Origin of the sequence: Paraburkholderia sp. Ac-20340, from assembly GCF_017104965.1 — a bacterium.
Lineage (GTDB): Bacteria > Pseudomonadota > Gammaproteobacteria > Burkholderiales > Burkholderiaceae > Paraburkholderia.
Genome location: NZ_JAAGPR010000015.1, coordinates 36,796 through 62,235, shown reverse-complemented (window position 1 = coordinate 62,235; position 25,440 = coordinate 36,796). Strand labels below are relative to the sequence as shown.

General features: G+C 64.3%; 25 protein-coding genes and 1 pseudogene. 23 read left to right on the top strand and 3 right to left on the bottom strand.

The annotated features are described in order from the left end of the window. Nucleotides 1–3 precede the first annotated feature (3 nt). Nucleotides 4–1,011, top strand: a complete 1,008-nt coding sequence (locus tag G3N59_RS19175; RefSeq protein ID WP_205984203.1) for a S49 family peptidase — start codon at nucleotides 4–6, stop codon at nucleotides 1,009–1,011. 105 nt (nucleotides 1,012–1,116) lie between these two features. Here the strand turns inward: G3N59_RS19175 and G3N59_RS19170 are convergent, their stop codons facing one another. Both G3N59_RS19170 and G3N59_RS19165 read right to left on the bottom strand, forming a co-directional pair. Then, the gene (locus G3N59_RS19170; RefSeq protein ID WP_205984202.1) at nucleotides 1,117–1,839 is read right to left on the bottom strand and encodes an SAM-dependent methyltransferase; all 723 of its coding nucleotides are present in this window, start codon (nucleotides 1,837–1,839) and stop codon (nucleotides 1,117–1,119) included. Further along, the gene (locus G3N59_RS19165; RefSeq protein ID WP_205984201.1) at nucleotides 1,836–2,486 is read right to left on the bottom strand and encodes a Maf-like protein; all 651 of its coding nucleotides are present in this window, start codon (nucleotides 2,484–2,486) and stop codon (nucleotides 1,836–1,838) included. Before G3N59_RS19165 ends, G3N59_RS19170 begins: the two co-directional genes overlap by 4 nt. Before the next feature lie 421 nt (nucleotides 2,487–2,907). On the opposite strand from G3N59_RS19165, the gene G3N59_RS19160 reads away from it, so the two are divergent. From G3N59_RS19160 to nagZ, 22 genes and pseudogenes are all read left to right on the top strand, one after another. Further along, on the top strand, nucleotides 2,908–3,525 hold the full coding sequence (locus tag G3N59_RS19160) for a DUF177 domain-containing protein (RefSeq protein WP_205984200.1): 618 nt from the start codon (nucleotides 2,908–2,910) through the stop codon (nucleotides 3,523–3,525). A gap of 140 nt (nucleotides 3,526–3,665) precedes the next feature. Next, nucleotides 3,666–3,845, top strand: a complete 180-nt coding sequence (rpmF, locus tag G3N59_RS19155) for a 50S ribosomal protein L32 (protein WP_018441573.1) — start codon at nucleotides 3,666–3,668, stop codon at nucleotides 3,843–3,845. A 153-nt stretch (nucleotides 3,846–3,998) separates the two neighbouring features. Then, nucleotides 3,999–5,000, top strand: a pseudogene (gene plsX, locus G3N59_RS19150) (phosphate acyltransferase PlsX); the annotation flags it as partial. Nucleotides 5,001–5,173: 173 nt separating this feature from the next. Continuing rightward, nucleotides 5,174–6,163, top strand: a complete 990-nt coding sequence (locus tag G3N59_RS19145; protein WP_205984198.1) for a beta-ketoacyl-ACP synthase III — start codon at nucleotides 5,174–5,176, stop codon at nucleotides 6,161–6,163. Nucleotides 6,164–6,297: 134 nt separating this feature from the next. Next, nucleotides 6,298–7,236, top strand: coding sequence for an ACP S-malonyltransferase (fabD, locus tag G3N59_RS19140; protein ID WP_205984197.1), 939 nt, complete (start codon nucleotides 6,298–6,300; stop codon nucleotides 7,234–7,236). A gap of 19 nt (nucleotides 7,237–7,255) precedes the next feature. Then, on the top strand, nucleotides 7,256–8,005 hold the full coding sequence (gene fabG, locus G3N59_RS19135) for a 3-oxoacyl-ACP reductase FabG (RefSeq protein WP_205984196.1): 750 nt from the start codon (nucleotides 7,256–7,258) through the stop codon (nucleotides 8,003–8,005). Between the two features lie 169 nt (nucleotides 8,006–8,174). Beyond that, nucleotides 8,175–8,414: an acyl carrier protein gene (acpP, locus tag G3N59_RS19130; protein WP_014897657.1), complete on the top strand. Its 240-nt coding sequence runs from the start codon at nucleotides 8,175–8,177 to the stop codon at nucleotides 8,412–8,414. Nucleotides 8,415–8,606: 192 nt separating this feature from the next. After that, nucleotides 8,607–9,848: a beta-ketoacyl-ACP synthase II gene (gene fabF / locus G3N59_RS19125; protein WP_205984195.1), complete on the top strand. Its 1,242-nt coding sequence runs from the start codon at nucleotides 8,607–8,609 to the stop codon at nucleotides 9,846–9,848. A 134-nt stretch (nucleotides 9,849–9,982) separates the two neighbouring features. Beyond that, nucleotides 9,983–10,381 (top strand): protein YgfX, encoded by a 399-nt coding sequence (locus tag G3N59_RS19120; RefSeq protein WP_346777903.1) that lies wholly within the window; start codon nucleotides 9,983–9,985, stop codon nucleotides 10,379–10,381. Nucleotides 10,382–10,572: 191 nt separating this feature from the next. Continuing rightward, nucleotides 10,573–11,172, top strand: coding sequence for an RNA polymerase sigma factor RpoE (gene rpoE / locus G3N59_RS19115; protein WP_205984193.1), 600 nt, complete (start codon nucleotides 10,573–10,575; stop codon nucleotides 11,170–11,172). 84 nt (nucleotides 11,173–11,256) lie between these two features. Continuing rightward, nucleotides 11,257–11,919, top strand: coding sequence for a sigma-E factor negative regulatory protein (locus G3N59_RS19110; protein ID WP_205984192.1), 663 nt, complete (start codon nucleotides 11,257–11,259; stop codon nucleotides 11,917–11,919). Between the two features lie 5 nt (nucleotides 11,920–11,924). After that, a complete protein-coding gene (locus G3N59_RS19105; RefSeq protein ID WP_205984191.1) occupies nucleotides 11,925–13,004 on the top strand; it encodes a MucB/RseB C-terminal domain-containing protein in 1,080 nt (359 codons plus the stop codon). Nucleotides 13,005–13,024: 20 nt separating this feature from the next. After that, nucleotides 13,025–14,560: a DegQ family serine endoprotease gene (locus G3N59_RS19100; RefSeq protein WP_205984190.1), complete on the top strand. Its 1,536-nt coding sequence runs from the start codon at nucleotides 13,025–13,027 to the stop codon at nucleotides 14,558–14,560. A 61-nt stretch (nucleotides 14,561–14,621) separates the two neighbouring features. Then, entirely contained in the window at nucleotides 14,622–14,948 is a 327-nt protein-coding gene (locus G3N59_RS19095; RefSeq protein ID WP_205984307.1) for a glutaredoxin family protein, read from the top strand. A 175-nt stretch (nucleotides 14,949–15,123) separates the two neighbouring features. Continuing rightward, nucleotides 15,124–16,917, top strand: coding sequence for a translation elongation factor 4 (gene lepA / locus G3N59_RS19090; protein WP_205984189.1), 1,794 nt, complete (start codon nucleotides 15,124–15,126; stop codon nucleotides 16,915–16,917). Nucleotides 16,918–16,938: 21 nt separating this feature from the next. Beyond that, on the top strand, nucleotides 16,939–17,835 hold the full coding sequence (lepB, locus tag G3N59_RS19085; protein WP_205984188.1) for a signal peptidase I: 897 nt from the start codon (nucleotides 16,939–16,941) through the stop codon (nucleotides 17,833–17,835). A 153-nt stretch (nucleotides 17,836–17,988) separates the two neighbouring features. Next, nucleotides 17,989–19,155, top strand: coding sequence for a ribonuclease III (rnc, locus tag G3N59_RS37070; RefSeq protein ID WP_241023594.1), 1,167 nt, complete (start codon nucleotides 17,989–17,991; stop codon nucleotides 19,153–19,155). A 54-nt stretch (nucleotides 19,156–19,209) separates the two neighbouring features. Continuing rightward, nucleotides 19,210–20,115, top strand: a complete 906-nt coding sequence (era, locus tag G3N59_RS37065; RefSeq protein WP_241023592.1) for a GTPase Era — start codon at nucleotides 19,210–19,212, stop codon at nucleotides 20,113–20,115. 65 nt (nucleotides 20,116–20,180) lie between these two features. After that, nucleotides 20,181–21,209, top strand: coding sequence for a DNA repair protein RecO (recO, locus tag G3N59_RS19075; RefSeq protein WP_241023590.1), 1,029 nt, complete (start codon nucleotides 20,181–20,183; stop codon nucleotides 21,207–21,209). After that, nucleotides 21,206–21,973: a pyridoxine 5'-phosphate synthase gene (pdxJ, locus tag G3N59_RS19070; protein ID WP_205984187.1), complete on the top strand. Its 768-nt coding sequence runs from the start codon at nucleotides 21,206–21,208 to the stop codon at nucleotides 21,971–21,973. Before recO ends, pdxJ begins: the two co-directional genes overlap by 4 nt. Before the next feature lie 68 nt (nucleotides 21,974–22,041). Then, nucleotides 22,042–22,449 (top strand): holo-ACP synthase, encoded by a 408-nt coding sequence (gene acpS, locus G3N59_RS19065; RefSeq protein WP_205984186.1) that lies wholly within the window; start codon nucleotides 22,042–22,044, stop codon nucleotides 22,447–22,449. 97 nt (nucleotides 22,450–22,546) lie between these two features. After that, nucleotides 22,547–23,587 carry a beta-N-acetylhexosaminidase gene (nagZ, locus tag G3N59_RS19060; RefSeq protein ID WP_205984185.1) on the top strand — a complete coding sequence of 347 codons (1,041 nt, stop codon included), beginning with the start codon at nucleotides 22,547–22,549 and terminating at the stop codon, nucleotides 23,585–23,587. An 89-nt stretch (nucleotides 23,588–23,676) separates the two neighbouring features. Here nagZ and G3N59_RS19055 read toward each other — a convergent pair whose 3' ends face one another. Then, nucleotides 23,677–25,062 carry a sigma-54 dependent transcriptional regulator gene (locus G3N59_RS19055; RefSeq protein WP_205984184.1) on the bottom strand — a complete coding sequence of 462 codons (1,386 nt, stop codon included), beginning with the start codon at nucleotides 25,060–25,062 and terminating at the stop codon, nucleotides 23,677–23,679. Nucleotides 25,063–25,440: the final 378 nt, after the last annotated feature.

Here is a 25,440-nt window from a genome sequence, read left to right as displayed (position 1 = left end):
AGCATGTCAGATAATCCGACCCCTGATTCGAACGTGCCGCCGCGCCCCATGCATTCGGGCAAGGTGGATGCCGGCAATGGCGGCTGGGAGCGCGAAGCGCTCGAACGCATCGCCATGGCCGCCATCAACGAGCAGCGCGCGGCGCGACGCTGGAAGATCTTCTTCCGGTTCGCCTTCCTCGCGGTGCTGGTGCTGATCGCGTGGAGCGTGTTCGACTTCTCCGGCGCGCGGGTGGATGGCGGTGGCCGCCATACCGCTCTGGTGTCGCTCGACGGCGAGATTGCCGCCGATACGCCCGCCAACGCCGAAGACATCAACAGCGCCCTCGACAGCGCCTTCGACGACGACGGCACGGCTGGCGTGATCCTGCATATCGACAGCCCGGGCGGCTCGCCCGTGCAGGCCGGCATCATCAACGACGAAATCCATCGCCTGCGCGCGAAATATCCGGCCATCCCGCTTTACGTGGTGGTGGGCGATATGTGCGCATCGGGTGGTTATTACGTCGCCGCGGCCGCCGACAAGATCTACGTGAACAAGGCCAGCATCGTCGGTTCGATCGGCGTGCTGATGGACGGCTTTGGCTTCACGGGCCTGATGGACAAGCTCGGCGTCGAGCGCCGTCTGCGCACTTCTGGCGAAAACAAGGGCTTTTTCGACCCGTTCTCGCCCGATACGCCCAAGATGGACGCGCACGCGCAGGAAATGCTCGACCAGATCCACCAGCAGTTCATCGACGCCGTGAAGGCGGGACGTGGCCAGCGCCTGAAGGATTCGCCGGATATCTTCTCGGGTCTGTTCTGGACCGGCCAGAAGAGCGTCGATCTGGGTCTCGCCGACGGTTATGGCGATACCGATTACGTCGCACGTGAAGTCATCAAAGCGCCGGATGTGGTCGATTACACGGTCAAGCAGAGCATTTCCGACCGCGTGGCCAAGCGTTTTGGCGCAAGCGTCGGCTCGGGCGCCATGCATTCGCTGATTTCGGGCGCGAAGCTCTCGCTGCGGTAAAGCGTCGCAAGCTTCGGTGCAAATTAAAACGGCCGCTGCGGATTTCGCAGCGGCCGTTATCACTTCTGGCGACCGATTTCAGTTCGCGATTTCAGTTTGCAAAAATCAGTTCGCGAGAATCAGGAAGATCGCCGGGCGCTTGTGCAGGTCGGGCGCGGGCTTCTTCTTCCAGTCCGAGACCGCGCGGCTGAGGATCGTCTCCGTCGGCAGCGTGAGGTCGGCGGCCACGCACACGAGCGTCGAGGGCGCGCAGGTCGAGAGCAGAGTATCGAGCATCGACTTGTTGCGGTACGGCGTCTCGATAAAGATCTGCGTCTGCTTCGCCTTGCGCGAGCTTTGTTCGAGTTCGCGCAGTTTCTTGATGCGCTCGTTCGCGTCCACCGGCAGGTAGCCGTGAAACGCAAAGCTCTGGCCGTTCAGGCCCGACGCCATCAGCGCGAGCAGGATCGAGCTCGGCCCGACCAGCGGCACGACCTTGATGCCGCGTTCGTGCGCGCGGCGCACCAGCAGCGCGCCGGGATCGGCCACGGCCGGCACGCCCGCCTCCGAAACCAGACCCGTATCGATGCCCGCCAGAAGCGGCGCGAGCAGTTTGTCGATCTGGTTCGCGGGCGTGTTCACGTTCAGTTCGTGGATCTCGATTTCCTGGATCGGCCGCGTCGTGCCCACGCGCTTGAGAAAGGCGCGCGTGGTCTTGGCGTTTTCGCCGATGTAGCTCGCGAGCGTGCCCGCGCGTTCGCGCACAGGCGCGGGCAGGACGTAGGCGAGCGCGGCTTCGTCGCCGTCGCCGAGCGTGTTGGGGATCAGATAGAGGGTGCCTGTGCTCACGATTGCGTCTCCAGCAGCGGGTAGCCAGCGTCCAGCAGCATGCGCGTAAGCGCGATGAGCGGCAGGCCGATCAGGGCGGTGGGATCGTCGGATTCGATCGCTTCGAGCAGCGCAATGCCGAGGCCTTCGGACTTGGCGCTGCCTGCGCAGTCGTAGGGTTGTTCGGCGCGCAGGTAGGCGTCGAGCGCGGCGTCTGACAGATCGCGAAAGCGCACCTTCGTCACGACATCGACACTGGCCGTTTGGCCAGTCGACGTGTCGAGCAGGCTGAGGGCACTATGGAACAGCACTTCGCGGCCACGCATGGCCTGCAGCTGGGCGAGCGCGCGTTCGTGCGTGCCCGGCTTGCCGATCTGCAGACCGTCGAAGGTGGCCACCTGGTCGGAGCCGATCACCAGCGTGCGGCCGGTGCCGGCGGGCAGGGCGGCGGCCACGGCGCGCGCTTTTTCCACCGAAAGACGCAACGCCGTGGCTTCGGGCGTTTCGCCGGCGTGCGGCGTTTCGTCGATGTCGGGCACGGCGGTGCCGAACGGAATGCGCAAGCGTTCGAGCAACTCGCGGCGGTAGCGCGAACTGGACGCGAGAATCAGCGTGGGCGCCGGTGTGGGCAGGCCCGGGGCGCGGGCGGTCGAAGAATCTGGCTGCATGTCAGGAATCTGGACTAAAACACTTTAGGGAGCGGTCGCTGGCGCGGCGGCGGCAAAATTGCAAAAGCGGGGACGGATTTCATCGTCTGGCGCCCGGGTATCGCCAAAGATCGCCGAAAAACTCGTGCCACACGCCAGCTTATGGGCGTGAGCATAAGTGTTTGACTGACAAAGATAAAGGCGATATGATTTTGGGCTTTTCATCGGTACGTTCGCCTCCCACGTCTTTGCACGGTCTTTGCACGTTTGGCGGGGAAGATTGAAACGTAGCCGGTGCAGTGGGGATCAAGCAGCACGATCATGGCCGTTTAGCGACGTTCGAACGTTTGACGTTCCGCGTGAACTTTCAGCGCGTTTCGACGCGTGCGCGAACCGCCTTGCATCGCGTGCAGGTCGCATGTCTGAAGCAGGAGAGGCTCACATGACCGAACAGCTCAACCCACGCGATATCGATATTTTTGAATTCGCGCGCAGTGCACGCGATGCCGCCGGAGTGGTGCGCATTTCGCAGTTGCCGCGCATATTGAATGAAGTTCCGGCCGATGCGCCCGATCGCGACACCGCGTTCAACTGGCAGGCCGAAGGCTTCACGCAGCCGGAATTGCAGGATGACGGCACCCATGCTCCGCAGCCGTATCTGCGGGTCGTGATCCACGGCGGCGCCTGGCTCACGTGTCAGCGGTGCCTCGCTCCCTATGAGCAGGCCTTCAATGCCGATGCGGTCTTCCGTATCGTCCAGACGGAAGAAGAGGCGGATGAGTTTCCGCTCGACGACGATGAAGTCGAAGTGATCGTTGGCTCGCGCCATTTCGATCTCGTCGACTTGATCGAAGAGGAGTTGTTGCTCGCCTTGCCGCTCGTGCCGAAGCACGAAGTCTGTCCGGAAATTCACGAAAGCCTCGCCTCGGGTCCCGATGGCGCGGACGGCGTGGATTCCGTAGACGACGTGCCGGAGCAGGAGATCGAGACGGAAGAGCGCATCAACCCTTTTGCGGCGCTCGAATCGCTCAAGAAGGACGGTCCCGGCAGCAAGCACTGATCGTCAGCATCTGACAATCAGGCTGTCGCAGGGGCAGCAGTATCAGATACGTGGGCCTGAGCCCGGAGTCCGGCCATCCCCCAGGGTGGCGGCGGCCGGATCGGGCTGTGTTAGAATTCGGAAAATTTTCAGGAGTTATCATGGCAGTTCAACAAAACAAGAAGTCGCCGTCGAAGCGCGGTATGCACCGCTCGCACGATTTCCTCACGGGCGCTCCGCTGGCTGTCGAGCCGAGCACGGGTGAAGTGCATCTGCGTCACCACATCAGCCCGAACGGCTACTACCGCGGCAAGAAAGTCGTCAAGACCAAGAACGACTAATCGTTCCAGCGTGTGGCGCGGCGGTCCTGGATGCTTCCGGGGCCAGCCATCAGCGCTGCACATGGCGATTCCGTTCGCTTGACAATTGTTCGGCTCGGCAAAAAAGGCGGCATTCAACTGCCGCTTTTTTGTGCCTGAAATCCGTCGCATTCCATGACTGTTACGCTCACGATAGATTGCATGGGAGGCGACCACGGCCCGTCTGTGACGGTGCCCGCCGCAGTCCATTTCGTCCGTTCCCACCCCGACGCACACCTGCAGCTCGTGGGTATCGAAACGGCGATCCGCGCCCAGCTCAAGAAGCTGAAGGCGCTGGAACTCCCCGCACTTTCCATCGTTCCCGCCACCGAAGTCGTCGAAATGGACGATCCGGTCGAAGTCGCTCTTCGCAAGAAGAAAGACTCGTCGATGCGCGTCGCCCTCAATCGTGTGAAAGAGGGCGCGGCGCAGGCCTGCGTGTCCGCCGGCAATACCGGCGCACTGATGGCCGTGTCGCGCTACGTCCTGAAGACGCTGCCCGGCATCGAACGTCCGGCTATCGCCTTCGCGCTGCCCAATCCGCGCGGCTACACGACGATGCTCGACCTTGGCGCGAACGTTGATTGCGAACCGCAGCATCTGCTGCAGTTCGCCGAGATGGGCCACGCGCTCGTCGCTGCGCTCGAAGGGAAGGAGCGCCCGACCATCGGGCTCCTGAACATCGGCGAAGAAGTTATCAAAGGCAACGAAACCATCAAACGCGCCGGCGAACTGCTGCGCGCGAGCACGCTGAACTTCCGCGGCAACGTCGAAGGCAACGACATCTACAAAGGTAGCGTCGACGTGATCGTCTGTGACGGTTTTGTCGGCAATGTCGCGCTCAAGACGTCAGAGGGCCTCGCACAGATGCTCAACGACATGATCAAGGAAGAGTTCGGCCGCTCGTGGCTCACCAAGCTGATGGCGGTGGCCGCTTTGCCCGTGCTCATGCGTTTCAAGAAACGCGTCGATCACCGCCAGTACAACGGCGCGGCGCTGCTTGGCCTGAAGAGCCTGGTCATCAAGAGCCACGGCTCAGCCGATGCCTACGCGTTTGAGTGTGCGATCAATCGCGGGTATGATGCCGTCAAAAATGGCGTGCTGGAGGGTCTTGCCCGCGCCATGGCAGACAACGCCGGTTCGATCGAACAGGCGGCCGGCAGCCAGAACGGCGCTGCCGCTGGCCAGAGCGCCGGCAGCCCGGCCCCCGACAGCCCCGCCGCAACCGCTGGCGAGCCGGCTACGGACGCCACCCAGCCCGTCCCGCCCGCCGCGACACCCACCTCGAAGGCATCATCCTCGAAGGCATAATGGCTCAATCGACTCTTTATTCCCGCGTGCTCGGCACGGGCAGTTTCCTTCCGCCTGAGCGCGTCACCAACCAGGATCTGGCCGAGCGTCTCGCCGCCAAAGGCGTCGAAACCAGCGACGAATGGATCGTCGCCCGCACGGGCATCCACGCGCGCCACTTCGCGGCGCCGGACGTCACCACGAGCGACCTCGCGCTGGCCGCTTCGCAGCGCGCGATTGCCGCCGCCGACGTCGATCCGCAGTCCATCGACCTGATCATCGTCGCCACCTCGACGCCCGATTTCGTGTTTCCGAGCACGGCCTGCCTGCTGCAGAACAAGCTCGGTATCCGCAATCACGGTGCGGCGTTCGACGTGCAGGCCGTGTGCTCGGGCTTCGCGTACGCCGTTTCGGTGGCCGACAGCCTGATCCGCAGCGGTCAGCACAAGACGGCGCTGGTGGTGGGCGCGGAAACCTTCTCGCGTATTCTCGATTTCAACGACCGCACGACCTGCGTGCTGTTCGGCGACGGCGCCGGCGCGATCGTGATGCAGGCTTCGGAAGAACCGGGCGTGCTCGCGAGCGCCCTGCACGCTGACGGCAGCTACGCGCACATCCTGTGCACGCCGGGCAACGTCAACGGCGGCGTGATCGCGGGCAACGCGTTCCTGCACATGGACGGCCAGGCAGTGTTCAAGCTGGCGGTGAATGTGCTGGAGAAGGTCGCGATCGAGGCGCTGGAAAAGGCGCAACTCACGGCCGACCAGATCGACTGGCTGATTCCGCACCAGGCCAACATCCGCATCATGCAGGGCACGTGCCGCAAGCTCGGCCTGCCGGCAGAGCGCATGGTGGTCACGGTGGGCGAACACGGCAACACCTCGGCGGCGTCGATTCCGCTCGCCTTCGACGTTGCAGTGCGCGACGGCCGCATCAAGCGCGGCCAGAACGTGCTGATCGAAGGCGTGGGCGGCGGCTTCACCTGGGGCGCTTCCGTCATTCGCTACTGATTTCCGAGCGGGCTTTCGCGCTCCCGCCTCGCTGGCCGCCAGCACTCGCGTCCGAAAGACACGCGAGGTGCGCGGTCCGCGGCGGTTCACCCGAGCGCATCGCCCATCCGTTTTGACCGAATTTTGGGGAAGTCATGAAATTCGCATTCGTTTTTCCGGGCCAGGGCTCGCAGGCCGTCGGCATGCTCGACGCCTTTGCCGATAACGCCATCGTGCGCGAGACGGTTCAGGAAGCGTCCGACGCACTGGGCCAGGATCTCGGCAAGCTGATCGCCGCAGGCCCGGCAGAAGAGCTCAACCTCACCACCAACACGCAGCCGGTCATGCTCACCGCCGCCTACGCCGTTTATCGCGCGTGGCAGCAGGCAGGTGGCCCGGCGCCCGCAATCGTCGCAGGCCACAGCCTCGGCGAATACACGGCGCTGGTCGCGGCCGGCGTGCTGGCGTTCCGCGACGCTGTGCCGCTCGTGCGTTTCCGCGCCCAGGCGATGCAGAATGCGGTGCCGGTCGGCGAAGGCGGCATGGCCGCCGTGCTCGGTCTCGACGACGACACCGTGCGCGCGGTCTGCGCGGAAGCGGCCGCAGCAAGCGGCGGCGTGGTCGAAGCCGTCAACTTCAACGCGCCGGCGCAAGTCGTGATCGCGGGCCACAAGGCTGCGGTCGAAAAGGCCTGCGAAGTCGCCAAGGCGAAGGGCGCCAAGCGCGCGCTGCCGCTGCCGGTGTCGGCGCCGTTCCACTCGTCGCTGCTCAAGCCCGCTTCGGACCAGCTGCGCGAATACCTCGCAGGCGTCACGCTGAACGCACCGGTGATCCCGGTTGTCAACAACGTCGACGTGGCCTTCGAAACCGATCCCGCGAAGATCCGCGACGCCCTGGTGCGTCAGGCCGCCGGTGCGGTGCGCTGGGTCGAGTGCGTGAAGGCGATCGCCGCTCAAGGCGCGACGCACGTGGTCGAATGCGGTCCGGGCAAGGTGCTCGCGGGCCTCACGAAGCGTATCGACGGCGAGCTGGTCGGCGCCTCGGTGTTCGATCCGAAGTCGCTCGAAGAAGCGCTCGCGCTTCTGAACGCATAACTCGCAACGGATTCAAAAGATGGAAAAGACTCTCGATAATCAAGCCGCGATCGTCACCGGCGCCTCGCGCGGCATCGGCCGTGCGATCGCGCTGGAACTGGCGCGCCAGGGCGCGACGGTGATCGGCACGGCAACGAGCGAAAGCGGCGCGCAAGCCATCACGGCAGCGTTCGAAGCGGCAGGCGTGAAGGGCCGCGGCGCGGTCCTCGACGTCAACGACGCGGCTGCGGCAGAAGCGCTCATCGACGCAACGGTCAAGGAATTCGGCGCATTGGCGATCCTCGTCAACAATGCGGGCATCACGCAGGACAACCTGGCGATGCGCATGAAAGACGACGAGTGGGACGCGGTGATCGACACCAACCTGAAGTCGGTGTTCCGCCTCTCGCGCGCCGTGCTGCGCCCCATGATGAAGGCCAAGGCTGGCCGCATCATCAATATCACGTCGGTGGTCGGCTCGTCGGGCAACCCGGGTCAGGCCAATTACGCGGCGGCCAAGGCCGGCGTCGCGGGCATGACGCGCGCGCTCGCACGCGAAATCGGCAGCCGCGGCATCACGGTGAACTGCGTGGCGCCGGGCTTTATCGATACCGACATGACCAAGGATCTGCCGGCCGAGCAACAGGCTGCGCTCAAGCAGCAGATTCCGCTGGGACGCCTTGGCAGCCCGGAAGACATCGCTCATGCGGTGGCTTTCCTGGCTTCGCCGCAGGCGGGCTATATCACGGGCACGACGATGCACGTGAACGGCGGCATGTATATGTCTTAACCGGATTCAGGTACTATCCGCGCCTTGAAGTGTCTGGCGAAATGATTCGTTAGGCGCAGGCGCGGACAGCCGTTCCGGAACCGCGGGCGCACTGCTTTTCTGCCAGGTCAAACCTGATAAAATGCGCGCACTCGCATTCATGAGCTAACTTTTTTCCCTTGGAGGGGTAATGGACAACATCGAACAGCGCGTCAAGAAGATCGTCGCCGAACAACTGGGCGTCGCCGAAGCTGAAATCAAGACCGAAGCTTCGTTCGTGAACGATCTGGGCGCAGACTCGCTCGACACCGTCGAACTGGTGATGGCCCTCGAAGACGAATTCGGCATGGAAATCCCGGACGAGGAAGCCGAGAAGATCACGACGGTTCAGCAAGCGATCGACTACGCTCGCGCGAACGTCAAGGCCTAAGGCTACTTCCTTCCCGGGCCGCCAGCGCCGCGTGCGTGCGGTTGGCCCGCGAGGACGCTCGCCCGTGAAACCGCGTAAGCCTGCCGCACTCGTTGCGGGGCATCTGCCGGTCAACTAGCCACAGGGCTCACAGGAGCATTTCCTGCGGCCTCTGTGGCTTTTGTTTTTGTCATCTATGGAAAAGGGGTTACCGTGAGCCGCCGTCGAGTTGTTGTTACAGGCCTGGGGCTGATTTCGCCTGTTGGCAATAATGTTGCCGACGGCTGGGCCAATCTGGTCGCTGGCAAGTCGGGTATCGCCAACATCACCAAGTTCGATGCGACGAACTTCTCGACCCGCTTTGCCGGGGAAGTGAAGGGCTTCAACGTCGAAGACTACATGCCGGCCAAAGAAGCGCGCCATATGGATACGTTTATCCATTTCGGCATCGCTGCGGGCATGCAGGCGCTCAAGGACAGTGGCCTCGAAGTCACCGAAGCCAACGCGGAGCGCATCGGCGTGAACGTGGGCTCGGGTATCGGCGGTCTGCCGATGATCGAAGTCACGCAAACCGAATTGCTCAACCGCGGCCCGCGCCGCATTTCGCCGTTCTTCGTGCCGGCTTCGATCATCAACATGATCTCCGGCCATCTGTCGATCAAATTCGGCCTCAAGGGCCCGAACCTGTCGATGGTGACGGCGTGCACGACCGGTCTGCACTGCATCGGCGAAGCGTCGCGTCTGATCGAATACGGCGACTGCGATGTGATGATCGCGGGTGGCGCGGAATCGACCGTGTCGCCGCTCGGTATCGGCGGTTTCGCTGCGGCGCGTGCGCTTTCGCAGCGCAACGACGATCCGGCAACGGCCAGCCGTCCGTGGGACAAGGACCGTGACGGTTTCGTGCTCGGCGAAGGCGCTGGCGTGATGGTGCTCGAAGAGTACGAACACGCGAAGGCGCGCGGCGCGAAGATCTACGCGGAAATCGGCGGCTACGGCATGAGCGGTGATGCTTATCACATGACTGCTCCGCTGGAAGACGGCGACGGCGCACGCCGCTGCATGCTGGCGGCGATGAAGAACGCCGGCGTGAACGCCAACGAAGTGAACTGGCTGAGCGCCCACGGCACCTCGACGCCGCTCGGCGACCTGGCGGAAACCACCGCAATCAAGCGCGCTTTCGGCGACCACGCGAAGGACATCGTCGTGAACTCGACGAAGTCGATGACGGGTCACTTGCTGGGCGGCGCGGGCGGTCTGGAATCGGTGTTCACGGTGCTTGCCGTGCACAACCAGATCTCGCCGCCGACGATCAACATCTTCAACCAGGACCCGGCTTGCGACCTGGACTACTGCGCGAACACCGCGCGGGACATGAAGATCGACGTCGCGCTGAAGAACTCGTTCGGCTTCGGTGGCACGAACGGCACGCTGGTGTTCAAGCGTCACGCTTAAGACGCTAGCGAGTTGATGTGATCGCCTCGAGCGACACCGCGGCCGCTCCGGCCCAGTTATCTGGGTCGGGCGGCCGCGTTTCTATTTCTGGTTCCGATTCTGCTGATCGGCGCGGGCCTGCGCTGCGTATCGCCATGCGTCCGTCGTGGACGCTTCAGGCTGTGCTGCTTGTGGGTGTTTTAGTCGCTGCGCTGGCGTTGTATTCGACGCTGGCGCCGTGGCTGGGCGCCTGGCGGGCGTTGCCGCCTGCGCTCGCGCTGGCGGCCACCGGTGGACTGGCGTTTGCCGCGTGGCGCCGCGCACAACCGGCTTTCATCGAAATCGGGACCGATCGCTTTGCGGCGTTTTCGCATTCGCAGGCCTGTCTTCTGGAAGGCCGCCTGCTGGGCGCCGCGCAGTGGGGCGGGGCCATGCTCTCGCTGAGCGTGGCAGCCGGCGCGCGCCGCCGCAGTGTTCTGATTGCTGCCGATTCGCTCGACGCGGAATCTTTCCGCGTGCTCGCCGTGGCCGCCCGCAGCGCGTCAGGGCGCTGATTTTCTCCGCTTTTTCCGTTCATCTGCCGCTGCGCTCTTGCGCTTCGTCACGGCGTCCCCAATTAGTCCGGTTCCACCTCCAGCGGTCTGCTGTAAAGACTGTAACCGCTGTAACGCGCGTAACGTGGGGCCGTGGCGGTGACGCTACAATGAGGCCCCGCGTCCACTTCATGAGCTAACGGACTTTTCAGGTGAGCGAAAAAGAAATTGACCAGGTGCTGGTCGAGCGCGTGCAAAAAGGTGACAAGGCCGCGTTCGAACTGCTGGTCTCCAAGTACCACCGCAAGATCATCCGCCTGATCTCGCGCCTCGTGCGGGACCCCGCGGAGGTCGAGGACGTGGCGCAGGACGCCTTTATCAAGGCGTACCGGGCGCTGCCGCAATTCCGTGGCGAGTCCGCTTTCTATACCTGGCTTTACCGGATCGCTGTCAATACGGCGAAGAACTACCTTGCAACCCAGGGCAGACGCGCTCCTACTTCGACCGAAGCAGATGCAGAAGAAGCGGAAACTTTCTCGGACGCCGATCAACTAAGGGATATCAACACGCCCGAGTCGATGTTGATGAGCAAGCAGATCGCCCAGACGGTCAATGCTGCAATGGCGGTTTTACCGGAAGAGCTGCGTACCGCCATTACTCTTCGGGAAATTGAAGGTTTGAGCTACGAGGAAATTGCCGACATGATGGGCTGCCCGATCGGCACCGTCAGATCGAGAATTTTCCGCGCTCGCGAAGCCATTGCGGCAAAATTGCGTCCGCTGCTGGACACACCGGAAGGCAAGCGCTGGTAAAAAGCCACGCTCGCGCCGGGTACGGACGCAAGTCACTAAAGTGAGTGTGTCACTACGGGGCTCTGTAAGGATATGGGGAGCATCATGGGGTCGGTTTCGATGCAATCGGTGTCAAGCTCGCATGGCGAGCGTCTGTCCGCGTTTGTCGACGGCGAATTCGCCGCTGAAGTGGACACGCAGGCGCATCTGAATGCCATTTTTTCTGGATTCGTCGAAGAGGACCGCAAGGCCTGGTCGGCGTATCACCTGATCGGCGACGCGCTGCGCTCGGACGACCTGGCGATGAGCCCGGCCGCGAGCCAGTCGTTCATGGCGAATTTCGCCGCGCGCTTCGAGGCGGAGCCGCACGTGCTGGCGCCTGCCGCCGTCGCGGCGGACGCTCCGGCGGCCACGCATAACGGCCGCGTCGCGCGTATTCTGTCGCTGCGCCGCCGTGTGGTGCCGTCGCTGGCTGTCGCGGCTGCGGCTGCCACGCTCACCTGGGTGGTCGTGCCGCAGATGCGTGGCGTCGGCATGGCCGGCGGCTCGCAGATCGCTGCGATGCAACCGGCGGGCGACAACGTCCAGCGCGTGGCGATGAATGCCGTGCCCGTGCAGACGGCGGCGGTTCAGGATGGCGGCAACATCATCCGCGACGCGCGTCTGGACGCTTATCTCGAAGCACATCAGCAGTTCGCGCAGCAGCCGGTCATGTCGGATTCGATGCCGCTGATCCGTTCTGCTGCTCTTACCACGCAAGGCCAGTGAGTCTGATGCAGACATTGCGGTTGAATAAAAACACTTTCTGGGGGCGGTTGCCGGCAATCCTGTGCTGTGCAGCCGTAATGTTCACCGCTCTGTCTGCCTCTACGCGTGCACACGCGCAAGGCGCGTCGGCTGGATCGGCCACCCGTGCTGCGGACCCGGCCACGCGCCAGAGCGCTGCGCAGTGGCTCGACCGCATCCAGCAGGCCGCCCAGCAGCAGAATTACACCGGCACTTTCGTCTACCAGCGCGGCAACTTCGTGCAGTCGACGCGCATCACGCATTACGCGACGAAGAGCGAAGGCGAGTTCGAGCAGCTCGAAAGCCTCGACGGCAAGCCGCGCAAGATGTTGCGCCATAACGACGACCTCTACACGTTCGTGCCGGAGCGCAAGCTCTGCGTCGTCGAAAAACGCCAGAACAAGGACGCCTTCCCGGCGCTGCTCGCCACGAGCGGCGATCAGGTGCTGTCCGTCTACGACCCGAAGATGCTCGGCTCCGACCGCGTGGCGGGCGTCGACAGTCAGGTCATCGAACTCGATCCCAAGGACGCTTACCGTTTCGCCTACAAGCTGTGGGCGGACGCAAAGACGGGCCTGTTGCTGCGTTCGCAGACGCTCGATCCGTCGAACGGCCAGGTGCTGCAGCAACTGTCGTTTACGCAGGTGAGCATCGGCGTGCCGGTCGACAAGGCGCCGATCGTGGCCGGCATGCGCAACACGGCGGGCTGGACGGTGGTACGTCCGCCGCTGCAAAGCGTCGATATGGAAGCGCAGGGCTGGACTTTCGCCCAGACCGTGCCGGGTTTTGCGAAGATTCGCGAGTTGCGCCGCCCGATGGCCGCGCGTGATGCGAGCGAGCCGCCCATTCCGGTTGACCAGGCGGTGTTCTCGGATGGCCTTTCGGCAGTGTCCGTGTTCGTCGAACCGGTCGAGCATAACAGCCGCAAGGAAGGCGCGGGAAGTAATGGCGCAACCCACGTGCTGGTCAAGCGCAACGGGGATTACTGGATCACGCTGCTCGGCGAAGTGCCCCAGGCCACGTTGCAGCAATTCGCGTCTGCCATAGAATACAAGGCTCCCAAGTAACTCCTACGGCCGATTACGATATGACGATCCTCCCGCTGCGCAAATTCTTCGCGGCCGCGGTGGTGGCGGTGTGCCTGCCGTTCGCCCCGCACGTGGCAACGGCGGCGCCCGCCGCCAATCTGCCTGACTTCACCGATCTCGTGGACAAGGTGGGGCCCTCGGTGGTCAACATCCGCACCACGACACGCGTGACGCTCTCGCAGGGCGGGAATCTGCCGCCGGGCATGGATAACGGCGACATGTCGGAATTTTTCCGCCGCTTCTTCGGCATTCCCTTGCCGCAAGGTCCGCAGGGCGGGCAAGGCCAGTCGCCGCGCGGCGGCCAGGGCGGCGGGCAGGGCGGTCAAGGCAGCCAGGGCGGCCAGGACTCCGGCCCGGACAGCGGTAGCGACAGCGAACAGAACAGCGGCGTCGGCTCCGGCTTCATCATGACGAGCGACGGCTACGTGATGACCAACGCTCACGTAGTGGACGATGCGGACAGCATCTACGTCACGCTCACCGACAAGCGCGAATTCAAGGCCAAACTCATCGGCGTGGACGACCGCACCGATGTGGCCGTGGTCAAGATCCAGGCGAACAATCTGCCGGCGGTGAACGTTGGCGATTCGAACAAGGTGCGCGTGGGCGAGTGGGTCGTGGCGATCGGTTCGCCGTTCGGCCTCGAAAACACCGTGACGGCGGGCATCGTCAGCGCCAAGGGGCGCGATACCGGCGACTATCTGCCGTTCATCCAGACCGACGTGGCGGTGAACCCCGGCAATTCGGGCGGTCCGCTCATCAATATGCAGGGCGAGGTGATCGGCATCAACTCGCAGATCTATAGCCGCACCGGCGGCTTCATGGGCATTTCGTTCGCGATTCCGATCGACGAGGCGATGCGCGTGGCGGATCAGCTCAAGACGTCCGGCAAGGTCACGCGCGGCCGCATCGCCGTGGCGATCGGCGAGGTGACGAAGGATGTCGCCGATTCGCTCGGTCTGCCGAAGGCGCAGGGCGCGCTGGTGTCGAGCGTCGAGCCGGGCGGACCGGCCGACAAGGCGGGCATCCAGCCGGGCGACATCATCCAGAAGTTCAATGGTCAGACCGTGGACGCCGCAACCGATCTGCCGCGCATGGTCGGCGACACCAAGCCGGGCAGCAAGGCGACGGTGACGATCTGGCGCAAGGGCCAGACCCGCGACCTGCCGATCTCGATCGCCGAAATGCAGACCGACAAGGGCGGCAAGCCCGACGCGAAGAAAGCGCCGGCGCCGAAGCCGCGTGCGGCGAACGCGCTGGGTCTGTCGGTGACCGACATTCCCGCCGATCAACTGGCCCAGCTCAAGATCAAGGGCGGCGTGGTGGTCGATGCGGTGGACGGTCCCGCGGCGCGCGCCGGTCTGCAAAAGGGCGACATCATCCTGCGCGTAGGCGACACCGATATCGCCAACGCGAAGCAGTTCCAGGACGTCAGTTCGCATCTGGATACGCAGAAGATGGTCGCGATCCTCGTGCGACGTGGCGACAACACGCAGTTCGTGCCGCTTCGCCCGCGCGCGCCGGCGCAGAAGTAAACCGCGGCGTTAAACGGCTGCAAGCAGAAATAAGCGAGACAACATCATGCCCACCACACCGATGCGCACTTCGACCGCTACCCAGCCGCGCGCGGTCTCGCGCGCCAGCGCGCATCTGGTGCTGTACGGCCGGGCATGGTGTCATCTCTGCGAAGAAATGCGAGAGGCGCTCGAACCGCTGGCGGTAGCGGCGGGTGCGCGTCTCGATGTCATCGATGTCGATTCCGACCCCGAACTCGTCGCGCGGTATGACGAACTCGTGCCGGTGCTGGTCTGCGACGGCATCGAACTGTGCCGCTACCGGCTCGACGAGGCGCGCGTGCGCGCCACGCTGGGCCTGAGCGCCGACACCCCCTACGTACCGAAGAAGCCGCCGAGCGGAACCTGACAGCACGCTGTCGATCCCGCCACGAAAGTCGTCATATCGGACATGCGCTGCAAGACTTCACAGCGCGGTTCGCCCTTGACACCCCTTTTCGGCTAAAATAGTTCGGTTTTTCATCTGTTTACGAGGCGTGCCCAGCTATCGTTGGGGCGCGCCTTTTTCGCTTGATCGGTACTGAATGGATCATATTCGTAACTTCTCGATCATTGCGCACATCGACCATGGCAAGTCGACGCTCGCCGATCGCATCATCCAGCTGTGTGGCGGCTTGTCCGACCGCGAAATGGAAGCGCAGGTGCTCGACTCGATGGATCTCGAGCGCGAGCGCGGCATCACGATCAAGGCGCAGACCGCGGCCCTCACGTACAAGGCACGTGACGGCAAGGTCTACAACCTGAACCTGATCGACACGCCGGGCCACGTCGACTTCTCCTACGAAGTCAGCCGCTCGCTGTCGGCGTGCGAAGGCGCGCTGCTCGTCGTCGATGCCAGCCAGGGCGTGGAAGCGCAGACCGTGGCGAACTGCTACACGGCGATCGAACTCGGCGTGGAAGTCGTGCCGGTGCTCAACAAGATCGACCTGCCCGCCGCCAATCCCGAAAACGCCATCGAGGAAATCGAGGACGTGATCGGCATCGACGCGACCGACGCCACGCGCTGTAGCGCGAAGACCGGCCTCGGCGTGGAGGACGTGCTCGAATCGATCATCGCCAATGTGCCGCCGCCCAAGGGCGACCCGGAAGCGCCGCTGCAGGCGCTGATCATCGACTCGTGGTTCGACAACTACGTCGGCGTGGTCATGCTCGTGCGTATCGTCAACGGCACGCTGCGTCCGAAGGACAAGATCAAGCTGATGGCCACCGGCGCGCAGTATCCGGTCGAGCACGTCGGCGTGTTCGCGCCGAAGTCGCGCAACCTGGAATCGCTGTCGGCGGGGCAGGTGGGCTTCATCATCGCGGGCATCAAGGAACTCGCCGCCACCAAGGTGGGCGACACCGTCACGCTCGTGAACCGTCCCGCGCCGGAACCGCTGCCGGGCTTCAAGGAAGTGAAGCCGCAGGTGTTCGCGGGTCTCTATCCGGTCGAAGCCAACCAGTACGACGCGCTGCGCGAATCGCTCGAAAAGCTCAAGCTGAACGACGCTTCGCTGCAATACGAGCCGGAAGTGTCGCAGGCGCTGGGCTTCGGCTTCCGCTGCGGCTTCCTGGGTCTTCTGCACATGGAAATCGTGCAGGAGCGTCTCGAGCGCGAGTTCGACATGGACCTCATCACGACGGCGCCGACCGTGGTGTACGAAGTCGTCCAGGCCGACGGCACGCTGATCAAGGTCGAGAATCCGGCGAAGATGCCGGAGCCTTCGCGCATCGCTGAAATCCGCGAGCCGATCGTGACCGTGAACCTGTACATGCCGCAGGACTATGTGGGTTCGGTGATCACGCTCTGTACGCAGAAGCGCGGCAGCCAGATCAACATGCAGTACCACGGCCGTCAGGTGCAGCTCACGTACGAAATCCCCATGGCGGAAATCGTGCTCGACTTCTTCGATCGTCTGAAGTCGGTGTCGCGCGGCTATGCGTCGATGGACTACGAGTTCAAGGAATACCGCAACGCGGACGTCGTGAAGGTCGACATGCTGATCAACAGCGAGAAGGTCGATGCGCTGTCCATCATCGTGCACCGTTCGCAGTCGCAATACCGCGGCCGCGAAGTGGCGGCGAAGATGCGCGAAATCATTCCGCGCCAGATGTACGACGTGGCGATCCAGGCCGCGATCGGCGCGCACATCATCGCGCGTGAAAACATCAAGGCATTGCGCAAGAACGTGCTGGCCAAGTGTTATGGCGGCGACATCTCGCGTAAGAAGAAGCTCCTCGAAAAGCAGAAAGAAGGCAAGAAGCGGATGAAGCAGGTGGGTACTGTGGAAATTCCGCAGGAAGCGTTCCTTGCGATTCTGCGCGTCGAAGACAAATAAGCCCGAACAACGGACCACTACATGAATTTTGCGCTGATCCTTTTTGTGCTCGTCATCTTGACGGGCATCGCGTGGGTTGCAGACAAGCTGGTTTTCATGCCGCGCCGGCGCCTCGCCGCCGATGCGGCGGTCGCCGAATTCGACCGGCAGCAGGAACGCGTAGGCGAGCGTTTCGCCGACGAAAACGCACCGGTTACGCGCCAGAACCTGCGTAACGAAAAGCTGCGTCAGCCGTGGTGGCTCGAATACACGGCGAGCTTCTTCCCGGTCATCCTGGTCGTGTTCCTCGTGCGTTCGTTTGTCGTCGAGCCGTTCAAGATTCCCTCGGGTTCGATGGTGCCGACGCTGCTGGTGGGCGACTTCATCCTCGTGAACAAGTTCGAATACGGCATTCGCCTGCCGATCACCAACACGAAGATCACGCATGGCCGTGCGCTCGAGCGCGGCGACGTGGTGGTGTTCCGCTATCCGAAGGACGAGTCGGTCGATTACATCAAGCGTGTGATCGGTCTGCCGGGCGATGTGGTTGCGTATCAGGACAAGCAGCTCACGATCAACGGCCAGCCGGTGCCTGAAACGCCGCAAGCCGACTTCTTCGACGAAGAGCGCATCGGTTACGCGAAGCAGTTCACGGAAGATCTCGGCAACGGCCGCAAGAACAACATCCTGAACAACCCGGCGGTGCCGCCGTTCGTCGTCGGCGCGGATGATTATCCGTATCGCGACAACTGCCAGTACAACGCACGCGGTGTGATCTGCAAGGTGCCCGCAGGCCACTACTTCATGATGGGCGACAATCGCGACAACAGCGCGGACAGCCGCTACTGGGGCTTCGTGCCCGACGCGAACGTTGTCGGTCGCGCGTTCTTCATCTGGATGAACTTCAGCAGCCTGAAGCGCATCGGTTCGTTCGAGTAACGCAGGATGCGATCTGCGCGTGCAGCGTGACTGCTACGCGCAACGCATCTTCGCGCGCTACTTGAAGAACCCGCGGCAACGCCGCTTCATCACGGTTTTTCGCCCGCCGCCCCGCGTTTTCGCCGGGGGCGGCGGGCGCGTTATACTCTCCCCATGCCCCAATCTCCGTTGGAAAGCCGGCTGCGCTATGAATTTCGCAATGCGGAATTGTTGCGCCAGGCTCTCACCCACCGCAGTCATAGTGCCACGCATAACGAACGCCTCGAATTCCTCGGTGATTCGGTTCTGAATTGCGCGGTGGCTGCCCTATTGTTCCAACGTTTTGGCAAGCTGGACGAAGGCGATCTTTCGCGCGTTCGCGCAAATCTGGTCAAACAGCAGTCGCTGTACGAGATTGCTCAGGCCCTGAATATTGCCGATGGCCTGCGTCTGGGCGAGGGCGAATTGCGCAGCGGCGGTTTCCGCCGTCCGTCGATTCTCGCGGATGCGCTCGAAGCAATCTTCGGCGCGATCTTCCTCGATGGCGGCTTCGACGCCGCGCAGACGGTCATCAAGCGCCTGTACGTGCCGATCCTCGATCACATCGACCCGCGCACGCTCGGCAAGGACGCCAAGACGCTGCTGCAGGAATATCTGCAAGGTCACAAGATTGCGCTGCCCACCTACACGGTGGTCGCTACGCATGGTGCGGCGCACAATCAGCAGTTTGAAGTCGAATGCACGGTGCCCAAGCTCGACGTGAAGGTTGCGGGCTCGGGTGCGAGCCGTCGCGCGGCTGAGCAGGCCGCCGCGAAGAAGGCGCTCGACGAGGTGATGGCTGCCGCGCCCGCGCTGGTTGCCAAGCCGCGCCGCTCGAAAGGCGCGCGCGCACCGAAAGCCGAAATCGACGTCGTGCCGGGCGTAACGGGCGTGCAAGGCGCGCTCGATCTGCGCGCGCCGGAACGCCGTGGGCGCGGCGAGCGTCCGACCACGGTTGCAGGCGCCGCTGCGGCGGCCGCTGCGGGCGCCAATCCTGCCGAAACGGCGCCGCTCGCGGTGATCCGCGCCGCGCACGTGCAGGAGAAGGCAGCAGAGCGGGGCGCTGAAAAGCCAGAACGCGCTATTCTTGAAAAGCCCGCTGCCGACAAATTCGACGCTGTGCCGTCCGCCGCTTCGATCGCGCCGCGCACCTCGCGCAACCGCGATAGCCAGCACGGGCAACACGGCAGTCACGATTCACAAGACGACAAGGCGTCGTCCAACGCATCCTCCGGCTCCGCCGAGGCCAGCGCCGAAATCGGCGCGGCCGTTCCCGTGCGCGCCGCCGACGCCGGCCACTGATTCCACCCGGGCGCGCGAACCACGCGCGCCCCGCTTTATTTCTCCGGTCCGATCATGAACGCACCTATTTCCACTCCTGCCGGTTTCCGCTGCGGCATGGTCGCGATCGTCGGCCGTCCGAACGTCGGCAAATCCACGCTGATGAACGCACTCGTCGGCCAGAAGATCAGCATCACCTCGCGCAAGGCGCAGACCACGCGCCACCGCATCACCGGCATCAATACGACCGAAGACGCGCAGTACATTTTCGTCGATACGCCGGGCTTCCAGACGCGCCACAGCACGGCGCTCAATCGTTCGCTGAACCGCGCCGTGACCTCGACGCTGAGTTCCGTCGATGCCGTGCTGTTCGTGATCGAAGCAGGCAAGTTCGGTCCCGACGATCAAAAGGTGCTCGACCTGATTCCGCCGGGCGCGCCCACGATCCTGATCGCCAACAAGATCGATTGCGTGAAGGACAAGGCCACGCTTTATCCGTTTATCGAGGAAGTGCAGAAGCAGCGCGAATTCCGCGAGATCGTGCCGCTGTCGGCGAAGAACAACGACGACATCAAGCGTCTGCTGGCGGTGCTCAAGCCGTATCTGCCCGAAGGCGAGCCAATCTACGGCGAAGACGATCTGACCGACCGCAGCGAGCGTTTCCTCGCCGCTGAAATCCTGCGCGAAAAGGTGTTCCGCTGGACCGGCGACGAACTGCCGTACACGAGCACCGTGGTCATCGAAAAATTCGAGCAGGAAGGGCGTCTGCGCCGTATCTTCGCGACGATCCTGGTCGAGCGCGATACCCAGAAGGCCATGGTGATCGGCCAGAAGGGCAGCAAGCTCAAGCAGATCAGCACCGAAGCGCGCCTCGACATGGAAAAGCTCTTCGACGGTCCGGTGTATCTCGAAACCTTCGTGAAGGTGAAGAGCGGCTGGGCCGATAACGAAGCCGGCTTGCGCGCGTACGGCTACGAGTAACGCGTAGTCCGTTCATCCCAGAACGCAATCCAGCGACAGCAATCTCAAGGTGCGAGTGAGCGGGCATGAGTGACGGCGAAGCCGGAACCCTGAACGACGGCTGGTCCGCGCCCGACGCGAGCGCCGACGACGCCGATTTCGAATCGCCCGGCGCCGGCGCGGCACGCGCACGGCGCTCGGGGAGTTCAAACAGCGCGGGTGCCAATAGCAGCATCGGCAACAGCAGCACCAGCGGCACGCGCAGCCGCCGCACGCGCTCGCCTGCATCGAGCGAGCGCGACATGAGCGAAGGCGCCGACGCCACGCTCGAACGCCGCGCCACGCCGCGCAAAACCACCGCTCGCTCGCAATTGCCGCGCGCCTCGCGCAGCACGGCATCCGACTATCGCGTGAGCGAGCAGCCGGCCTTCGTGCTGCACAGCTATCCGTATCGCGAAACCAGTCTCATCATCGATGTGCTGTCGCGCGATCATGGCCGCGTCGCGCTGGTCGCGAAGGGCGCGAAGCGTCCGCACTCGGCGCTGCGCGGCGTGCTGCAGACCTTCCAGCCGCTCACGCTGAACTGGACCGGCAAAGGCGAAGTGCGCACGCTCACCGGCGCCGAATGGGTCGGCGGCATGTTGCCGCTCGTGGGCGACGCGCTGCTCTGCGGGTTTTACGTCAACGAATTGCTCGTGAAGTTTCTCGCTCGCGAAGACCCGCATCCCGCGCTTTTCAATCACTACGTCGTCACGCTGACGCGCCTCGCGCACGATCTGCCGCCCGTCCAGGTGCTGCGTTCGTTCGAGCGCGTGCTGCTGCGCGACACCGGCTACGCGCTGGCGCTCAACCGCACCGTCAATCGCAGGACCGTGGTGGCCGAAGGCCGCTACGTGTTCGATCCCGAGCGTGGCGTGCGCGAGGCCTCGGACGAATGGCCCGCGCAATGGCCCGTGTTGTCGGGCCAGACGTTGCTCGACATGGAAGAGGACGATTACCATCGTCCCCAGACCGTCGCGCAGAGCAAGGCGCTGATGCGTTTCCTGCTGAACACTTACCTTGGCGGCACGCCGCTCGCGACGCGCCAGATCCTGATCGACCTGCAGAACCTATGAGCTTCTTCCTGACTTCGCCCAACGTGATCGACCTCGGCATCAACATCGACCACGTCGCCACGCTGCGTAACGCGCGCGGCACGACTTATCCCGATCCGATCCGCGCGGCGCTGCTCGCCGAAGAAGCGGGCGCCGATGCGATCACGCTGCATCTGCGCGAGGATCGCCGCCATATCGTCGATGCCGATGTGCGCAAGCTGCGCCCGCTGCTCAAGACGCGCATGAATCTCGAATGCGCGGTGACCGCCGAAATGCTCGACATCGCCTGCGAGATCAAGCCGCACGACGTCTGTCTCGTGCCCGAAAAGCGCGCCGAGCTGACGACCGAAGGCGGTCTGGACGTGGCCGGGCAATTCGAGGCCGTGTCGGCGGCTTGCCGTCAACTGGCCGATGCGGGCATTCGCGTGTCGCTCTTCATCGATGCGGACGAAACGCAGATCCGCGCCGCGCAGGCCGCCGGCGCTCCGGTGATCGAACTGCACACGGGCCGTTACGCCGAAGCGCACGAAGCCGCCGAACAGCAGCGCGAATACGAGCGTGTGGTGGCGGGCGTGAACTGTGGCGTCGCGCTGGGCATCAAGGTCAACGCGGGTCACGGCCTGCACTACACCAACGTGCAGCAGATCGCCGCGATCGAAGGCATCCACGAACTCAATATCGGTCACGCCGTGGTCGCGCATGCGATCTTCGCGGGCTGGGAGAACGCGGTGCGCGAGATGAAGGCGATCATGGTTGCAGCGCGCGTAGCGGCTGCGCGCGCTTAAGTGAGTCGATAAGTGCGTCAATAAGCGCGCACGCTGCTTCAAACACCGCAACAAAGGACGAGGAGCGCATGGCGATATACGGCATCGGCACCGACATCATCCAGATCAGCCGCGTCGCGGCGACGATGGAGCGCACCGGCGGACGCTTCGCCGAGCGCATCCTCGGCCCCGACGAACTCAAGGTCTACCAGGCGCGCAAGGCCCGTTCGGAAGTGCGCGGTCTCGCGTATCTGTGCACGCGCTTTTCCGCCAAGGAAGCGTTTTCGAAGGCGATCGGTCTGGGCATCCATATGCCGATGACCTGGCGCGCCGTGCAGACGCTCAACGCGCCCGGCGGCAAGCCGTACATGGTCGCCTCGGGCGAGCTCGCGCTCTGGCTGGAGGAGCGCGGCATCACCACGCAGGTGACGATCACCGACGAGCGCGACTATGCCGTCTCGTTCGTGATCGCCGAAACGGACCAGCCGCGCGCCTGAGCTTCACGCCGGTTTCCCTCCCGCCGCGCGCATGGCGTGCGGCTCCAATGTGGCCTCGAAGTGTGGCCATGAAGTGCTCTTAATGCCCGAACAATCGATGAAACGAATTCCCGGTCCGGTCATGCTCGACGTGGTCGGCACGACGCTCAACGATGACGACGTGCGTCGTCTCGCGCATCCTTCCACCGGCGGCGTGATCCTGTTCGCGCGCCACTACGAAAACCGCGCCCAGCTGGTCGCGCTTACCGATGCGATCCGCGCCGTGCGCGACGATCTGCTGATCGCCGTCGATCACGAAGGCGGTCGCGTGCAGCGTTTTCGCACCGACGGCTTCACCGTCCTGCCCGCGATGGGGCGCCTTGGCGCGCTGTGGGACAAGGACGTGCTGCTCGCGACCAAGGTGGCGACCGCGGTGGGTTATATCCTCGCCGCCGAGTTGCGCGCCTGCGGCATCGACCTGTCGTTTACGCCGGTGCTCGATCTGGGCTACGGGCAATCGAAGGTGGTGGGCGACCGCGCGTTCCATCGCGATCCGCGCGTCGTCACGATGCTCGCCAAGAGCCTGAATCACGGCCTTGCGCTCGCCGGCATGGCGAACTGCGGCAAGCACTTTCCCGGTCACGGTTTCGCGACGGCCGACTCGCACGTCGCGGTGCCGGTGGACGAGCGTCCGCTCGAATCGATCCTCGGCGAAGATGCGCAGCCGTATGACTGGCTCGGCCTGTCGCTGGCGGCGGCGATGCCGGGGCACGTGATCTATCCGAAGGTCGATAGCAAGCCGGCCGGTTTCTCGCGCATCTGGGTGCAGGAAATCCTGCGCGGGCGCCTGCGCTTCCCGGGCGCGATTTTCAGCGACGATCTGTCGATGGAAGCCGCGCGCCAGGGCGGCACGCTGACCGAAGGCGCGCGCGCCGCGCTGGAAGCGGGCTGCGACATGGTGCTGATCTGCAACCAGCCGCACGAGGCCGAGAAGGTGCTCGACGCGCTGCGCAGCGAAGAGCCGTCGCGCGAGCGCAAGGCATCGGCCCGACGCATCGCCAGGATGCGCGGGCGCGGCAAGGCGATGCGCTGGGACAAGATGGTCGCCGATCCGGCGTATCTGTCGGCGCAGGCCTTGCTGCGCAGCGTGTTGCCTTAAGCGGATCCGGCAGTTAGCTGAAAGCAGAACGGCGGCCCCTTCGGTATCGAAGGGGCCGCCGTTTTTTTACGTCCCGGACGCGCTGAAGATTAATTCAGCCGCATGCGCTGGAGCTTGTTGTAGAGCGTCTTCGGACTGATGCCGAGCAGCGACGCCGCACGATGGCGCGTGCCGCCCACCGCATCGAGCGTGGCGCGGATCAGCATTTCCTCGACATCGGCGAGCGGCGTGCCCACCGTCACCTGCACGCGGCCGCCGTTCATGTCGCGCGTGGAGGCGCCGCTGCTTTCCTCGGCCTGCAGCGTTTCGAGGATGTCGCCCGAAGCGTGCCACGCGCGCTTCACACGCTCCTGCAATTCGCGCACGTTGCCCGGCCAGTCGTAAGCCAGACATTCGCGCACGAAGGAGGGCGCCACCAGACGCGTCGTGCCGGTGAGGCCGCGCGTATGCGCATCCAGATTCAGTTCGTCGACGCAGGCGGCGGCCAGCAGCGCCGCGTCTTCCTCGCGCTCGCGCAGCGGCGGCAGTTGCAGCGCCGCGGCGTCGAGACGCAGCCACAGGTCTTCGTGCAGCATGCCTTGCTGGACCGCGTCGCGCGGCACCGCGCGCGTGGCCGCGATCAGGCGGAAATCGGTGCCCACTTCGCTGCTGCCGCCCACGCGCATGAAGGTCTGCGAGTCGAGCGCGCGCAACAGCGCTTCCTGCTGCATGCGCGGCAGGTCGGTGAGTTCGTCGATAAAGAGCGTGCCGCCGCTGGCGTGATCGACCAGACCCGGCTCGCGCTGCTCGGCGCCGCTGAACGCGCCGCGCTCGTGGCCGAACAGGATGCTGGCGAGCGGCCGGCCGCTGGCGGCCTCGGCCGCGAGTGCACGCGCGTCGCACAGCACGAACGGTCCCTTGCGGCGGCGGCTCAGCTGATGCAGCGTGCGGGCCGCGACTTCCTTGCCGGTGCCGGGCTCGCCGTGCACGAGGATCGCCGATTCGGTGGGCGCGAGTTGTTCGATGGCGTCGTAGACGTGCTGGATCGCGCCGCTGCGCCCGAGCATCGGTCCGAAGCGGCCGAGCAGGCGCAGGCTTTCGCGCAGCGTGCGGACTTCCTCGGTCAGTTCGTAGGGGCGCGGAATGCGCGCGAGCAGGCTGCGCAGGCGCGGAATGTTGACCGGCTTGAGCAGATAGTCCCAGATGCCGTGGCGCAGACCTTCGATCGCGCTTTCGACCGTTGCGTTGCCGGTCATCACGATCACGGGCAGCGCGCCGCCGGGCGGCTGCGCCGGCAGGTGGGGCAGCAATTCGAGGCCACTGCCGTCGGGCAGGTTCAGGTCGACGAGTACGACGTCGGGGATGAAACGCGCGAGGGCGGCGCGCGCATCGGCGAGGGTGGCGGCCGTATCGACGGAAAAACCGTCGGCGGCCAGGATGGCGGAAAGGCCGGACAGGCTATTGGGATCGTCTTCGACAATCAGGGCATGTGGCATGGCGGAAGCGGCTTACCGATGGGCGTGAAGCAGGCGTGAAGCGGGGCGCATGACGGCCGGAGCGGCGCGACGGCGCGCGCAGCCCGGTCGCCAGGCGACAGGCGCAACGTGACGGCGCGCCAGGGCGCGGCACGATACGGAAGTGGTCACCGAGATCACCTGCGTGTCTCGAATCAGATTGTTCAGCTCCGGTCCTCCCCAGATTGTCGCGTGGCAAGCTGCTGCGGCCGCGGCGTTCTTCGCATCGTTTTTCGTTTGAAGCGCCTGCTTACCGCCGCGCCATGCCTGCGCGCAGCCCCGATTTGCCGCGAAGTTCAAGGCTCGCGGCGCTCGGTCTGTCCTACCCCCAATGCTTCTGCAAGTCCGTCGGCGATCGGT